Source organism: Methylobacterium sp. Leaf88 (genome assembly GCF_001422795.1).
Lineage (GTDB): Bacteria > Pseudomonadota > Alphaproteobacteria > Rhizobiales > Beijerinckiaceae > Methylobacterium.
The window spans coordinates 222,763-236,677 of sequence record NZ_LMMK01000045.1; the positions used below are offsets into that span (position 1 = coordinate 222,763).

Genomic DNA, 13,915 nt, shown 5'->3' on the forward strand with positions numbered 1-13,915 from the left:
AGGACCGTCTCCTCCTCGAGGGCCCGCATCCTGATCAGACCGTCCTTGAACACCTGGACGGCGTCCGCGATGGTGCCGATCTCGGTCCGGGCGCCCTGGTGCGGGATGGTCACGGAGAGGTCTCCGCCCGCCAGCGCCTGCATGGGCCGGACCACGGCGCGAATGCCGTGCGTGACGCCGCGGATGATCAGGAAGGCGGACCGCGCCGACATTACGAGAGCCACCAACATAGCGGTGAGACCCAGGGTCTTGGTCTGCTCGAAGATGGCCATGCTGCGGGCCTGCGCCTGCGGGGAGCCGTCATTGTTGAGGGCCGCGAGCTTCTCCAGGGTGTTCGACGCGGCGCGGCGAACCGACAGGCCCTTGCTCTCGTAGAGCTCGAAGGCTTGGGCTTTCTGTCCGCCGCGCGAGAGATCCAGGATGGCTTAGCGGATCGGCAGGAAGGCGGCCGCATCGCGCCGGTAGCTGTCATAGAGAGCACACTCCTCCGGCGAGGCGATCATCGGCTCGTAGATCGCCCGGCGATCGGCCAGCTTCTGGTCGAAACGCACGAGGTCCGCCTCGATCGAGGCCGTCAGCTTCGGGCCGGTGGCCTGGTATGCGTAAGCACGACCGCGCTGATGCGGGCCGTGACCGTATCGATCTCGCCCAGGGCGCGGATGCTCGGAAGCCAGTTCGTTTCGACTTCCAGGCTCTGCGCGCGCATGCGCTGAGTGCTGAAGAGTGCCAAGAGGCCCAGGCCGACCACGAAGACGGTCAGGAGCGAGAAGGCCGCGATCAGACGGCGGCGGATGAAGAGATTTTGGACGGACACGACGAACTTCATCGGGTGCCGCCTGGAGCAAATCAACACGCGCGGCGAGCAGCCACAACGCATCGCGGATGCTTAAAATCTTGCGCTCACGAATGAATTGTTCTGAACCCCTGGTTGCACCAGCGAGAACCCATCAGAGCTTCTGGAAATCTCGCGATTTGTTGCAGCACCGATATCAGTCCGAGGTCTCAGACCTTGCGCCGATCGAAATCTCAATCCTGTCGCAGGGCGAAACCCCGACTGGCGTCACGGATTTTGCGCCGTCGCCATGGGGCCGAATACGATCGGAGGGCTCCGGCCCAACGGCGATCTAATCCCTACAAATTGAATCATGTAGTTCACGAAGTCGCGAGCGGTGCAGCGGATGATGGTGTCATGGCCATCGATCCCTTCACACCGCGCAATCTCGCCTCGGCCATCGCCTTCGGGGGTCTCGTGACGATGATGATCGCGCCGGAGCCGAGCTGGCATTCCGCCGGCATCGGCCTCGCCTGCCTCCTCGCGTTCGGCGGCCTGTCGCTCCTGCCTGCGCCGCGGTCCGAGTTACACGACTCGGGGTCTTCGACCGCCAAGCGCCGCGGCGGCCGGCCGAGGACGGACGACGCGCGCGAGGTCCCGGCCTGGGCGGAGCCTGCGTACAAGGCGCCGGAGCCGCCGGCATCGCGCGGTCTCACCGATCCCCATCCCGCCCTCTTCAAGGGGATGCGGACGCGCCGCAGCAGCGTCCTGTAGGATCCACCGGCCCGAGGGCGCTCAGGCGCCCGCGGTTTCGGGCCTTCCCCGGTCCGGCCCGTCGAGGAAGCGTCGGACAAGCAGACGCGCGAGGTCCCGGGGCGATTCCGGTGTCAGCACCGCGAGCTTGCGCGAAGTCGAGAGCGAAGCGAGGCCGTGCAGGGCAGCCCAGAGGGCCGCCACCGCCTGTCGGCGCTCGTCCGGGTCGGGGATCATGGGGGCCAGCACGCGGGCGACGAGGTCGGTCGTCTGGCCCAGGGCTTCGGCGTACCAGTCCGGGAAGGGGCTGTCGGGCGCGATCTGGTGCTCGAAGACGAGGCTCCAGACCTGGGGATCCGCGGCGACGAAGCCGAGATAGGCATCGGCGAGGGCCAGGGCCTTGTCGCGCGGGGCGGCGTCCGGCGTCACCGCGAATTCCAGGGCCGCGTGCAGGCGGGCGAGGGTGCGGGCATTGACCCGCATCATCACTGCATCGAGGTCGCCGACGGCATTGTAAATCGAGTTCGGCGCATACCCGATGGTGCTGGCCAGCCGCCGCATCCCGAGGCCGCGCAGGCCCTCCCGCCGGACGAGGTTCTCGGCGGCCTTCGTCACCAGCGCGAGGAACTCGTCGCGGTTGTGCTCGCCGCGCGGGCCCGTGCCCCGTTTCTCCACCCGTGCCATCCTGTTTCCCGCTCCGTGGATCCCGAGATCGGGTCATCGTCCCCGTGCGGAACCGCACCGGCCGACCGCTCAGATTGCACGCCGTGCAATCGCGCCATTGAACCCCATCTGCGGCGGCGATATGTTTTGAACGCTGCTCAAATGACGCGTGGTTCACCATTTGACGCTATCGCCGCGTGCGGGCAGTCATGCGTCGTCCGAGGAGACTTCCATGTTTCGTACCTTGATGACGACGCGCCGCTTCGCACCCTTGTTCTGGTGCCAGTTCTTCTCGGCGTTCAACGACAACTTCCTCAAGAACGCGCTCGTATTCCTGATCCTGTTCAAGGTGGGCGGTGCGGGCGGTGGCAGCTCGCCGATGCTGGTCACCCTGGCGGGCGCGGTCTTCATCGGCCCCTTCTTCATCCTGTCGGGCCTCGGCGGACAGATGGCGGACCGCTACGACAAGGCGCTCATCGCCAAGCGGTTGAAATTCGCCGAGATCTTCGGTGCGGCGGCGGCGGCCCTGGGGTTCTGGCTGCACTCCGTGCCGGTGCTCTTCGTGGCGCTCGGGCTGTTCGGGACGATCGCGGCCCTGTTCGGGCCGATCAAGTACGGCATCCTGCCCGACCACCTGCGCCGGGACGAACTGACCGCCGGCAACGCCCTGGTCGAAGCGGCGACCTTCCTCGCCATCCTGCTCGGCACCATCGTGGCCGGCCTCGCCACCGCCATGGGCGGCGGCGCGCTGGCCTTCAGCACGATGATCATGGTGTTCGCCGTCCTGTGCTGGCTCTCGGCCCGGGCGATCCCGTCCACCGGCGAGGGCGCGCCGACCCTGCGGGTCGACCCCAACGTCGCCCGCTCCACCGGTGCCCTCCTGCGCGATCTCTGGAGCGACACCCGGCTGTGGCGCGGCTCGCTGATCGTGAGCTGGTTCTGGCTCGTGGGCGCCGTGGTGCTGTCGCTGCTCCCCGTCCTGGTGCGCCAGAGCCTCAACGGCTCCGAGACCGTGGTGACGACCCTGCTCGCCGTATTCTCCATCGGCATCGCGGTGGGCTCGGGGCTGGCCTCCTGGCTCGCCAGCGGTCGCATCGTGCTGCTCCCCACCCCCGTCGGCGCCCTGCTGATGGGCGCCTTCGGGCTCGATCTCGCCTGGACGGTGGCGCATCTCGGGCCCGTCTCCGGCGATCCCTCGGACGCCTGGGAGTTCCTCACCACGGGGACGGGCCTGCGCGTCACCCTCGACCTGTTCGGCCTCGCCGTCGCCGGTGGCCTCTACATCGTGCCCTCCTTCGCCGCCGTGCAGGCCTGGACCGACAAGGACAAGCGGGCCCGCGTCATCGGCGCCGTCAACGTGCTCACGGCCGCCTTCATGGTGACGGGGGCGCTGGGCCTCGCCGCCCTCCAGGGCGCCGGCTGGTCGATGGCTGCGCTCCTGACCCTGCTCGGCGTGCTCAACCTCGTGGCGGGCGTGGTCATCCTGGCCGTCCTGCCGACGAGCCCGTTCCGCGACTTCCTCTCGATCCTGTTCCGGGCCTTCTACCGCCTGGAGGTGCGCGGCCTGGAGAACGTCGAGAAGGCCGGCCCGAACGCCATCATCGCCCTCAACCACGTCTCGTTCCTCGACGCGCCCCTCGCGCTCTCCCTCTTGGACCAGGAACCGGTCTTCGCCGTGGATCACGGCATCGCGCAGCGCTGGTGGGTGAAGCCGTTCCTGGCGATGACGAAGGCGATGCCCCTGGACCCGACACGGCCGCTGGCCACCCGCACCCTGATCAATGCGGTCAAGAGCGGCGAGACGCTGATCATCTTCCCCGAGGGGCGCCTCACGGTCACCGGCAGCCTGATGAAGGTCTATGACGGGGCCGGGCTCATCGCCGACAAATCCGGGGCCATGGTGGTGCCGGTGAAGATCGACGGCCTGGAGAAGACGGTCTTCTCGCGCCTGTCGAAGAACCAGGTGAAGCGGCGCTGGTGGCCGAAGGTCACCGTCACGATCCTTTCGCCGGTCGCCCTTAGCGTGGACCCGGCCCTCAAGGGCAAGGCTCGCCGGCAGGCGGCGGGCGCCGCACTCTACGGAATCATGTCCGACCTCGTCTTCCGCACCACAGAGATCGACCGCGGCCTGATGCAGGCCCTCGTGGAGGCGGGCGACCGCCACGGCTGGCGCCGCACGGCCGTCGAGGATCCGACCGGATCGTTGAGCTTCTCCCGGCTGGTGATGGGCGCCAACATCCTCGGGCGGAAGCTGCAGGGGCTCGGCACCCCCGGCAAGCCCCTGGGCGTGATGTTGCCGAACGCCAACGGTGCGGCCGTGACCCTGTTCGCCCTGGCCTCAGCCGGGAGGGTTCCGGCCATGATCAACTTCTCGGCGGGCGCCGCCAACGTCCTGTCGGCCTGCAAAACGGCCGAGGTCGACACCATCCTGACCTCCCGCGCCTTCATCGAGAAGGGCCGCCTCGGCGCCCTCGTGGAGGCGATCCGGGGGGCCGTCACCCTCGTCTACCTCGAGGACATCCGGGCCGGCATCACGACGGGCGACAAGCTGCGTGGCTTCCTCTCCAAGCGGGCGCCCCTGGTGCCCCGGCGGGGCGACGACCCGGCCGCGATCCTGTTCACCTCAGGCTCGGAAGGCGCACCCAAGGGCGTGGTGCTCGCCAACCGCAACATGCTCGCCAACACCGCGCAGGTGGCCGCCCGGATCGATTTTGGGCCGAGCGACAAGGTGTTCAACGTGCTGCCGGTGTTCCACGCCTTCGGGCTGACGGCCGGCCTGGTGCTGCCCCTGGTCTCGGGCGTCCCGGTCTACCTCTATCCCTCGCCTCTGCACTACCGGATCGTGCCCGAGCTGATCTACGGCTCCAACGCCACCGTCCTGTTCGGCACCGACACCTTCCTGGCGGGCTATGCCAAGACCGCCCATTCCTACGACCTGCGCTCGCTGCGCTACGTCGTGGCCGGGGCCGAGGCGGTGAAGGAATCCACCCGCAAGACCTGGGGCGAGAAGTTCGGCCTGCGCATCCTGGAAGGTTACGGCGTCACCGAATGCGGCCCGGTGGTCGCGCTCAACACCCCGATGTTCAACCGCTTCGGCACCGTGGGCCGCCTCCTGCCCGGCCAGGATTGGCGGCTGGAGCCGGTGCCCGGCATCGCGGAGGGTGGACGTCTCGTCCTGCGCGGTCCCAACATCATGCTGGGCTACCTGCGGCCCGAGCGCCCCGGCAGCATCGAGGCGCCCCCCGAGGGCTGGTACGACACCGGCGACATCGTCGCCATCGACGCCCAGGGCTTCGTCACCATCAAGGGCCGGGCCAAACGCTTCGCCAAGATCGCCGGCGAGATGGTGTCGCTGGCCAGCGTCGAGGCCCTCGCGGCCGAGCTGTGGCCCGATACCCCGAGCGCCGTCGCCGCCGTGCCGGATGCCCGCAAGGGCGAGCGGCTGGTGCTGTTCACCGAACGCAAGGACGCGACCCGCGCCGCCTACCAGAGCTTCGCCAAGGGCAAGGGCGTGCCGGAGATCGCGATTCCCGCGGAGGTGGTGGTGGTGGAGCGGGTGCCCATGCTCGGGACCGGCAAAGTCGATCAGGTCAGCGTGGTCAAGCTCGCCCACGAGCGCGCGGCCGGCCAAGCGCCCGCCGCCGCCTGACGGATCCGCGGCGGCCGAAAGCCCCGCGGCGCCCCGAAACGACGCCGTATCGGCCCGCACACGACGGGTCTGAGCGCAGGGTCGCCGGCCCGGATTCCACGCGGACCGCGCGGTCCCGTGGGCCGGGCAGCGTCCCCATAGCCCGGCAAACGGCCGGTTGGACGTCTGTTTGGGACGCCGAGACAACAGATATGGACTCACAGACCAAGCAACCGACTCAACCCGGCGGCGGGATTGCTTATGCTGTTGCAGACGCTGCAGGACCCGACGAGCGGGCCGTGCAGGGGGACGGGATCACGGGCGCGCACGGCGCGCCGCGCTGGGTCCCGCGCAGATGGCAACAGGCGTGATGACCGCTGACATTCGCAAGCTCCGACCTCTCGGCGACGGGCCCGGCCCGACGAACGCGACGGCAGGGATCGGCGCCGTCGCACGCGCGGCCCTCCCCACCTACGGCAACACCCAGGATTCCCGGAGGAGACTCATCGTCGTGACGGAAAAGACCCATCCCGAAGCCTTCGGTCACGCCCCACCCGCCGAAGAGAGCCACCTCGCGGATGGGACAGCGGATACCGATGTGACCGTCCTGACGGGCGAGACCGGGGACGCGGCACCGATCGTTCGCCGTCGCGGCCCCCTGGTCACGCGCTGGATCGGCTTCTCGGCCCAGCGCCGGCGGGCGCGGGAGCGATCGAACCGGCTCCAGGAACGGCATCACGAGTCCGGCGGCGCACGCTCCAACTCCTGATCCGTCCGGGTCAGGTCTCCGGGGAAACCCGTGGGCCGATGCCGAGCGCCCGCAGCGCGTCGGCCAGGCCGTCGACCTGCGCCGGGTCGTGTGCGGCCGAGAAGGCCACGCGCAGGCGGGCGGTGCCGGCCGGCACCGTGGGTGGCCGGATCGCGACGACGAGGAAGCCGCGCGTCTCCAGGGCGGCCGAGAGCGCGAGCGCCGCCTCCGCCGTCCCGACGTGGACGGGCACGATCGGGCTCGTCGCCTCGGGCAGTCCGAGGCGCGCCGTGAAGCGGCGGGCCAGGGCCAGGGGGCGGGCAGCCCGCTCGGGCTCCGCCTCGATGATCTCCAGCGCGCGCAGGGCGGTCGCGGCCGAGGCGGGCGGCAGGCCGGTGGTGTAGACGAAGCTGCGGGCCCGGCTGGTCATGAGGTCGACGACGTCGCGCGACGCGCAGAGATAGCCGCCATACGAGCCCAGCGCCTTCGACAGCGTGCCCATCTCCAGGGGCGCGCGGGCCCCCGCCTCCACCACGCCGAGACCGTGCGCATCGTCCACCAGCGTCCAGGCATCGTGGGCGGCGGCAACCTCCAGGATGGCGTCGAGAGGCGCGCGGTCCCCATCCATGCTGAAGATCCGCTCGGTGAGGATCAGCGCGCGTCCGTGCCGGCCGCGGCGCGCCGCCAGGATGTCCCGCAGGTGGCCGACGTCGTTGTGGCGGAAGCGCAGCATCGTCGCGCCCGAGACTTGCGCCCCCGCGAACAGGCAGGAATGACCGAGGGCGTCCACGAGGACGAGGTCCCGGGCGCCGGCCAGGGCCGGCACGATGCCGAGATTGGCCATGTACCCGCTGCCGAAGACCAGGGCCGCGTCCTTGCCCTTGTGGGCGGCCAGCCGCGCCTCCAGGGCGGCGAGGACGGGATGATTGCCGGTGACGAGGCGGGAGGCGCCGGCGCCGGCGCCGTAGCGCGCCAGCGCCTCCTGTCCGGCGGCGATCACGCGGGGATCGTCGGAGAGCCCGAGATAGTCGTTGCACGAGAACGAGATCAGCGTCCTGCCGTCCCGGTGCGCGATCGGACCGGGTCCGCGCGCGGTGTCGATGAGGCGGCGGCGCAGGGCGCGCGCATCGAGGTCGTCCAGGGCCTGCCGGGCGAAAGCGTCGAGGCTGGACGGTGCGGGGTCGGCGGTGTCGGGCGGGGGCGGCGCGAGGGACATGCCCCCCGCATGGGGGCGAGCGGGGCGGCCTTGTCAAGGCGAACGGAGTCCATCCCCGCCACGCCCGGACATTCCTGAAGTCAAGACAAGATGGGCCGCGTGGGCAGTTAACCGCTTCGCAATGCGAAGCTGCGTAGTTTCATCGCCAAGGGGCGCCCAAACCTTGGCGTTCCGGCCCATTCCCGGAGGGTCGTGCCCAGGCACGGGCCCTCCCCTGACGGAGCACACCGACCCATGGCCCTCGATCTCGGCATGCCGATCCTCGTCGTCGACGATTATCAGACGATGGTCCGTATCATCCGCAACCTCCTCAAGCAGCTGGGCTTCGAAGAGGTCGACGACGCCTCCGACGGAACCGCCGCCCTGGCTCGCCTCAAGAACCGCAAGTACGGCCTCGTCATCTCCGACTGGAACATGGAGCCGATGACGGGCTACGAGCTGCTGCGCCACGTCCGGGCCGACGAGGCCCTGCGCACCACCCCGTTCATCATGGTCACCGCCGAGTCGAAGACCGAGAACGTGATCGCCGCCAAGAAGGCCGGCGTGAACAACTACATCGTCAAGCCGTTCAACGCCGCCACCCTGAAGAGCAAGATCGAAGCCGTCTGCGGCGCCTGATCGATTCGAGACGTAGCCCAGGAACACCGAATCGAGGAGCCGGGAGCCCATGGCACTCGCCAAGCAGGCGCGGAACGTGAATCCCGCGTCGGATAAGCCGTCCTTGATCCGTGAGTTGGTCGAGATCGCGGACTACATCGCCCATCTGCGCAACGAGATCGCTGCGCTGCGGGCCAACGAGCTCACCCGGGATCGCCTACCGATGGCGCACGAGGAGCTCGGCAGCGTGGTGGCCGCCACCGCGGGCGCCACGAATTCCATCATGAACACGGCCGAGGAGATCCTCGGCCTGCCGGACGACAAGAACTACCGCGCCACCGTCGAGGCGCGCATGAACGACATCTTCGAGGCCTGCACCTTCCAGGACATCACCGGGCAGCGCATCGCCAAGGTCGTGGAGGCCCTGCGCCAGCTCGAGAGCCGGCTCTCGCGCTTCGCCAGCGCCGTCAAGGCCAAGGACGAGGGCGGCATCGACCCGGAGGAGGTGGAGCGCCGGGTCCGCAAGGAACTCCTCATCCTCAACGGTCCGCAGCTCCACGGCCCGGCCGTCGCCCAGGACGAGATCGACGCCCTCTTCGCCTGATCACCAGACCAGGCGCTCGATCACCGCGTCGGGCCGGACCGCCTGACGGTCGAGCCAGTCCGCAATGTCCCCGAGCGTCGCATGCGCCGCCGAGACGCCGAGCTCCTCGGCGTGGATGCCGCGCGCCACCAGCAGGCTGGGGATTCCGAAGGCCGTCGCCCCGGCGATGTCGGTGCGCAGCGCATCCCCGATGGCGAGCACCCGGGGGGGCTCCGGCGGCGCCCGGTCGTCGAGGCTGCCTGCGAGCGCGAGCGCCGCCTCGTAGACGGGGCGATGGGGCTTGCCGGCATAGGTCACCGCGCCGCCGAGGGCCGCGTAGGCCTCCGCGATCAGCCCCGCGCAGGGAATGAGCTCGCCCCGGCGCTCGACCACGAGGTCGGGATTGGCGCAGATCATCGGCACGTCCCGGGCCCGCATCGCCTCCAGCGTCCCGCGGTAATCCTCGGCGGTCTCGCAGGTATCGTCGAACAGGCCGGTGCAGATGACGCGCTCGGCCTGCGCCACGTCGACCAGGGTCACGTCGAGGCCGTCGAAGATCGTGGCATCGCGCTCCGGTCCGAGATGATACAGGCGCTCGCCCGGGTGGGCGGCGACCAGGCTGCGCGTCAGGTCGCCCGAGGTCAGGATCGCGTCGTAGGCGCCCCGGGGCACGCCGAATCTGTCGAGGATCGCCTGTACCCCGGCCCAGGGACGCGGCGCGTTCGAGACCAGGATCACCCGGCGGGGCCGCCCGCCCTCCGGAAGGGCGCGAAATCGCGTCAGGGCGTCGCCGGCTCCCGGATGCGCGTTGGTGCCGTCGTGCAGCACGCCCCAGACGTCGCACAGGATGAGATCGTAGCCCGCGGCGATCGTCGCGAAGCCGTCCAGGGTCGGAACGGGCCGGGACGGGCCGGGACGGGCGGGCGTATCGGGCATGCGGCGGGCCTCGAGCTGACGGGCGGGCGTTTCGGGGAGCGCCGCCCGGTTAGGCGGGACCTCCGGGAAAAGCAACGCCGCGCGGGTCTCAGCCGGCCCGGCGCAGGAAGTCGCGGAACGGGCGGCGCTGGGGCGGCGGCTCCGGATCCTCGCTCGGCGGAGTCGGCTCGGACGAGGCCGGGGCCGCCTGGAGCACCTCGGCGCGCACCACCCGGGCCGGCGCGAACACGCTGCCCTGCGCCAGGGGCACATCGAGCTCGATGAGGTCGGGCACATCGGTCTCGCGCTCCACGCCCTCGGCGACGAGGCGGATGCCGGCCCGCGCCAGGGAAGCCACGAGGTCCTCGAGGGCGATGTCGGGCATGGCCTGGCGCGAATCCGGGCGCAGCAGCAGGTCGGCCGGGACCTTCACCTGTGCGACCCCGCGATCCGCGAGGGCCAGGGGATCGAGGCGCAGGTCGAGGGGCTGGTCCAGGATGAAGCCGATGCGTCCGCGCAGGTCGGCCAGGGCGCCGGCCTGCTCCGCGTCGAGGTTGCGCCAGCTTGCCTGCGGCAGGGCCAGCATGACCCGTCCCGACAGGTCCGGCGCTCCTTCGACGAGGCGCCCGAGCGAGCGCAGGAAGCCCGGCTCGAACAGGGAGCGCGGCGACAGGCCGTAGGCCACCGCCGCCTGGCTGCCCCGCCCGGCGAGGTGCTGGGCGATGGTGGCGACCCGCTGGAGCATGCGGCGGTCGAGGTCGGTGGTGCGCCCGTGGCGCTCCAGCACCGGCACGAACGCCTCCGGCATCAGGGTCTCGCCGGCTAGGCGCAGGCGTGCCATCGCCTCGTAGAACACCACCTTGCGCTGGGGCAGGGACACGATGGGCTGGAGGTGGACCTCCAGGCCGGCGGCGTCGAAGGCGGCGATCAGGGCCGCGTCGCGCGCGGGGTCGCGCACCGGGGCCTCGGCCCGGCCGAGGGCCCGCGGCGTCCAGGGCGCGACCAGCGGCGGATCGGTGCGCCGGAGAGGCGGCGCGTCGAAGCGCGGCTCGGGGCGAATTTCAGGCTCCGGAGCGATGACCCGCGGCACGGGGCGGAGCGGAGGAGCGACGGGCGGAACGACGGGGGCGGGCACGGCCTTGAGGCCGGCGATCTCGCCGTCCTGCGCCGCCACCACGGCCGCGAGTTCCCGCACGATGCCGCTGAGGAGACCGATCTCGGCCGTGACCTCCTCGATGCCGGCGCTGAGGTCGCGGGGATCCGGGCCGGGGGCGCTCGCGGGAAGCCCCGCATCGACGGCCCGGACCTGCTGCTCGGCCAGGGCGCGGGTCACCGTCTCCAGCCGGACCAGCCGCTGCGACAGCACGTCCACCTCGCCCGACAGCTTCTCGCACCGGGCGGTCAGCGTGCCCGCGCGGCGATGGGCGACGAGGGCCGCCACGAGCCCGAGGCCCGCGAGCCCGAGGCTCGCCCCGAGCGGGGAGAAGACCGCGAGCGGCCCGAGAAGGCAGAGCCCGAGCAGACCGAGGGCCCACAGGCTCGTACGCCGGCCGATGATCCGGGCCATCGGAATCTTCGATCCTCGATACGACAGGGAAATACGGGTGCCGGTCCGACCTCGGCCGGTCCGGCGTTCTTTTGTTGCCGAGACGCTCCCGGCCCACAAGCCACCGGACGGCCCCGCAAACGGATTTTCCCGAACTGTGTCCTGTGCTTCCGGGACGTCCCACGCGGCGCGCGCCGGACCGCTTGCATCGGCGTCGCGAGGCGCCACAATGCGCCCCGCGGAACGAGAAGCCCGGAGCGAACCTCATGGACGCGACGCCATCGGACCTCCTGATGCAGGTGGAGGGCATGACCTGCGACGGCTGCGCCGCGGCGGTGTGCCGGGCCATCCAGCGCCTCGACCCCGAGGCCAAGGTCGCGGTCGACCTCGATCACGGACGCGTCGCGGTGACGACCACCGCTCAGGCCCTGAGCATCGCGGAGGCGCTGAACGAGGCCGGATACACAGCGAGTGCCATGACGGGCTGACACAGGTCTGATCCCAAACAAATTTTTGCCTGCAAATTCAAAATTTCCGACGCGCTTTTGCTTGTCCCTTCACGCAAACTGATGCGATCGATGATGCGTGGCCGCTTGGCCGATCCGCACGGCCCAACGTCGGCGGATCCGGTCCTGGCGGCGAACGACGAACGCCAGCGGACGGAATGCGGCCTTGCCGGACCCGATCGCGCAAGAACAATCCGGGAGAAACGCACCAATGCCCTCAGATATCGAGATCGCGCGCGCGGCCACGCTTCAACCGATCACCGAGGTCGCCGCCAAGATCGGCATCCCGGACGACGCGCTGCATCACTACGGCAAGCATATCGCCAAGATCGACCACGCCTTCATCAAGTCGATCGAGACCAAGTCCGAGGGTAAGCTCGTCCTCGTGACGGCGATCAGCCCGACGCCGGCCGGCGAGGGCAAGACCACCACCACGGTCGGCCTCGGCGATGCGCTCAACCGCATCGGCCAGAAGACCGTGATGTGCCTGCGCGAGCCCTCGCTGGGGCCCTGCTTCGGCATGAAGGGCGGCGCGGCCGGCGGCGGCAAGGCCCAGGTCGTGCCGATGGAGCAGATCAACCTGCACTTCACCGGCGACTTCCACGCCATCACCTCAGCCCACAGCTTGGCGGCCGCCCTCATCGACAATCACGTCTACTGGGCCAACGAGCTCAACATCGACGTGCGCCGCATCCACTGGCGCCGCGTGGTCGACATGAACGACCGGGCCCTGCGCGCCATCACCCAGTCCCTCGGCGGCGTCGCCAACGGCTTCCCCCGCGAGGACGGCTTCGACATCACCGTGGCCTCCGAGGTGATGGCGGTGTTCTGCCTCGCCAAGGACCTGGACGACCTCGAGGCGCGCCTCGGCCGCATCGTCATTGCCGAGACCCGCGACCGCAAGCCGGTGACGCTCAAGGACGTCAAGGCCACGGGCGCCATGACGGTGCTCCTGAAGGACGCCCTGCAGCCCAACCTCGTGCAGACCCTGGAGGGCAACCCGGCCCTGATCCACGGCGGCCCCTTCGCCAACATCGCCCATGGCTGCAACTCGGTGATCGCCACCCGCGCGGGCCTCAAGCTCGGCGACTACGTGGTCACGGAGGCCGGCTTCGGCGCCGATCTCGGTGCGGAGAAGTTCATCGACATCAAGTGTCGCCAGGCCGGCCTGAAGCCCTCCGCAGTGGTCATCGTCGCCACCGTGCGCGCTCTCAAGATGCATGGCGGCGTCTCCAAGAAGGAGCTCGGCTCCGAGAACCTCGAGGCCTTGGAGAAGGGCTTCGCCAACCTGGCGCGCCACGTCGCCAACGTGCGCAGCTTCGGTCTGCCCGTCGTCGTGGGCGTCAACCACTTCTACGCCGACACCGATGCGGAGCACGCCAAGCTGAAGACGCTGTGCCGGGACCAGCTCCAGGTCGAGGCCATCACCTGCAAGCACTGGGCGGAGGGCGGTGCCGGCGCCGAGGAGCTCGCCCACGCCGTGGTCAAGCTCGCCAACGGCGAGCAGAAGCCCCTGAGCTACGTCTACGAGACCGAGACCAAGCTCACCGACAAGATCCTCGCCATCGCCACCAAGCTCTACGGCGCCGGCGACATCCAAGTGGAGTCGAAGGCCGCCACCAAGCTCGCCCAGTTCGAAAAGGACGGCTACGGCCACCTGCCTGTCTGCATGGCCAAGACGCAGTACTCGTTCTCCACCGACCCGAGCCTGATGGGCGCGCCCTCGGGCCACCTCATCGCGGTGCGCGACGTGCGCCTCTCGGCGGGCGCGGGCTTCGTCGTGGTGATCTGCGGTGAGATCATGACCATGCCGGGCCTGCCCAAGATCCCGGCCTCGGAGGGCATCCACCTCGACGCCAACGGGCAGATCGAGGGGCTGTTCTAGCCCGCACGAACCCGCCCCCCGCGTCGGGCGGGGGGCGGGTCGGCGCCGCGGTGCCACGTGATCCGGTCGGCGACCCGTGCTAGCCAGGGTCGCATGATCCGCC

14 protein-coding genes are annotated in these 13,915 nt (G+C 70.1%); 7 read left to right on the plus strand and 7 right to left on the minus strand.

Annotated elements, in window-relative coordinates; all coding sequences use genetic code 11:
• The 3 genes from ASF20_RS17525 to ASF20_RS17530 form a co-directional block, all read right to left on the minus strand.
• The coding region (locus tag ASF20_RS17525) for a HAMP domain-containing protein (protein WP_156648124.1) at positions 1-272 on the minus strand (272 nt) is incomplete at its 3' end.
• A 153-nt stretch (positions 273-425) separates the two neighbouring features.
• Positions 426-551, minus strand: a complete 126-nt coding sequence (locus tag ASF20_RS25300; RefSeq protein WP_280136508.1) for a hypothetical protein — start codon at positions 549-551, stop codon at positions 426-428.
• Between the two features lie 23 nt (positions 552-574).
• Entirely contained in the window at positions 575-826 is a 252-nt protein-coding gene (locus tag ASF20_RS17530; RefSeq protein WP_056276219.1) for an MCP four helix bundle domain-containing protein, read from the minus strand.
• Positions 827-1,189: 363 nt separating this feature from the next.
• On the opposite strand from ASF20_RS17530, the gene ASF20_RS17535 reads away from it, so the two are divergent.
• Positions 1,190-1,546, plus strand: a complete 357-nt coding sequence (locus ASF20_RS17535; RefSeq protein ID WP_056276221.1) for a hypothetical protein — start codon at positions 1,190-1,192, stop codon at positions 1,544-1,546.
• Positions 1,547-1,567: 21 nt separating this feature from the next.
• Here the strand turns inward: ASF20_RS17535 and ASF20_RS17540 are convergent, their stop codons facing one another.
• A complete protein-coding gene (locus tag ASF20_RS17540; RefSeq protein ID WP_244476484.1) occupies positions 1,568-2,086 on the minus strand; it encodes a TetR-like C-terminal domain-containing protein in 519 nt (172 codons plus the stop codon).
• A 334-nt stretch (positions 2,087-2,420) separates the two neighbouring features.
• On the opposite strand from ASF20_RS17540, the gene ASF20_RS17545 reads away from it, so the two are divergent.
• Together ASF20_RS17545 and ASF20_RS17550 are read left to right on the plus strand one after the other, a co-directional pair.
• Complete coding sequence (locus tag ASF20_RS17545) at positions 2,421-5,837, plus strand: acyl-[ACP]--phospholipid O-acyltransferase (protein ID WP_056276227.1); 3,417 nt, start codon at positions 2,421-2,423, stop codon at positions 5,835-5,837.
• A gap of 349 nt (positions 5,838-6,186) precedes the next feature.
• Positions 6,187-6,585 carry a hypothetical protein gene (locus ASF20_RS17550; protein ID WP_056276230.1) on the plus strand — a complete coding sequence of 133 codons (399 nt, stop codon included), beginning with the start codon at positions 6,187-6,189 and terminating at the stop codon, positions 6,583-6,585.
• A gap of 10 nt (positions 6,586-6,595) precedes the next feature.
• Here the strand turns inward: ASF20_RS17550 and ASF20_RS17555 are convergent, their stop codons facing one another.
• The gene (locus tag ASF20_RS17555) at positions 6,596-7,780 is read right to left on the minus strand and encodes an 8-amino-7-oxononanoate synthase (protein WP_056276233.1); all 1,185 of its coding nucleotides are present in this window, start codon (positions 7,778-7,780) and stop codon (positions 6,596-6,598) included.
• Positions 7,781-8,014: 234 nt separating this feature from the next.
• Between ASF20_RS17555 and ASF20_RS17560 the strand changes: the two genes are divergently transcribed.
• Complete coding sequence (locus ASF20_RS17560; RefSeq protein ID WP_018046001.1) at positions 8,015-8,398, plus strand: response regulator; 384 nt, start codon at positions 8,015-8,017, stop codon at positions 8,396-8,398.
• Between the two features lie 49 nt (positions 8,399-8,447).
• Positions 8,448-8,981, plus strand: a complete 534-nt coding sequence (locus tag ASF20_RS17565; RefSeq protein WP_056218680.1) for a protein phosphatase CheZ — start codon at positions 8,448-8,450, stop codon at positions 8,979-8,981.
• Here ASF20_RS17565 and ASF20_RS17570 read toward each other — a convergent pair whose 3' ends face one another.
• A complete protein-coding gene (locus tag ASF20_RS17570; protein WP_056276236.1) occupies positions 8,982-9,896 on the minus strand; it encodes a TIGR01459 family HAD-type hydrolase in 915 nt (304 codons plus the stop codon).
• An 88-nt stretch (positions 9,897-9,984) separates the two neighbouring features.
• Complete coding sequence (locus ASF20_RS17575) at positions 9,985-11,442, minus strand: EAL domain-containing protein (RefSeq protein ID WP_056276238.1); 1,458 nt, start codon at positions 11,440-11,442, stop codon at positions 9,985-9,987.
• 245 nt (positions 11,443-11,687) lie between these two features.
• Here ASF20_RS17575 and ASF20_RS17580 point away from each other — a divergent pair, with 245 nt between their 5' ends.
• Both ASF20_RS17580 and ASF20_RS17585 read left to right on the plus strand, forming a co-directional pair.
• The gene (locus tag ASF20_RS17580) at positions 11,688-11,909 is read left to right on the plus strand and encodes a heavy-metal-associated domain-containing protein (protein WP_056218669.1); all 222 of its coding nucleotides are present in this window, start codon (positions 11,688-11,690) and stop codon (positions 11,907-11,909) included.
• Between the two features lie 229 nt (positions 11,910-12,138).
• Positions 12,139-13,812, plus strand: coding sequence for a formate--tetrahydrofolate ligase (locus ASF20_RS17585; protein ID WP_056276241.1), 1,674 nt, complete (start codon positions 12,139-12,141; stop codon positions 13,810-13,812).
• Positions 13,813-13,915 lie beyond the last annotated feature (103 nt).

What these genes read in the sequence shown, in the direction of transcription:
- ASF20_RS17530 (WP_056276219.1), bottom strand. Translation starts at nt 826, where the DNA reads ATGAAGTTCGTCGTGTCCGTCCAAAATCTCTTCATCCGCCGCCGTCTG.
- ASF20_RS17535 (WP_056276221.1), top strand. Translation starts at nt 1,190, where the DNA reads ATGGCCATCGATCCCTTCACACCGCGCAATCTCGCCTCGGCCATCGCC.
- ASF20_RS17540 (WP_244476484.1), bottom strand. Translation starts at nt 2,086, where the DNA reads ATGCGGCGGCTGGCCAGCACCATCGGGTATGCGCCGAACTCGATTTAC.
- ASF20_RS17545 (WP_056276227.1), top strand. Translation starts at nt 2,421, where the DNA reads ATGTTTCGTACCTTGATGACGACGCGCCGCTTCGCACCCTTGTTCTGG.
- ASF20_RS17550 (WP_056276230.1), top strand. Translation starts at nt 6,187, where the DNA reads ATGACCGCTGACATTCGCAAGCTCCGACCTCTCGGCGACGGGCCCGGC.
- ASF20_RS17555 (WP_056276233.1), bottom strand. Translation starts at nt 7,780, where the DNA reads ATGTCCCTCGCGCCGCCCCCGCCCGACACCGCCGACCCCGCACCGTCC.
- ASF20_RS17560 (WP_018046001.1), top strand. Translation starts at nt 8,015, where the DNA reads ATGGCCCTCGATCTCGGCATGCCGATCCTCGTCGTCGACGATTATCAG.
- ASF20_RS17565 (WP_056218680.1), top strand. Translation starts at nt 8,448, where the DNA reads ATGGCACTCGCCAAGCAGGCGCGGAACGTGAATCCCGCGTCGGATAAG.
- ASF20_RS17570 (WP_056276236.1), bottom strand. Translation starts at nt 9,896, where the DNA reads ATGCCCGATACGCCCGCCCGTCCCGGCCCGTCCCGGCCCGTTCCGACC.
- ASF20_RS17575 (WP_056276238.1), bottom strand. Translation starts at nt 11,442, where the DNA reads ATGGCCCGGATCATCGGCCGGCGTACGAGCCTGTGGGCCCTCGGTCTG.
- ASF20_RS17580 (WP_056218669.1), top strand. Translation starts at nt 11,688, where the DNA reads ATGGACGCGACGCCATCGGACCTCCTGATGCAGGTGGAGGGCATGACC.
- ASF20_RS17585 (WP_056276241.1), top strand. Translation starts at nt 12,139, where the DNA reads ATGCCCTCAGATATCGAGATCGCGCGCGCGGCCACGCTTCAACCGATC.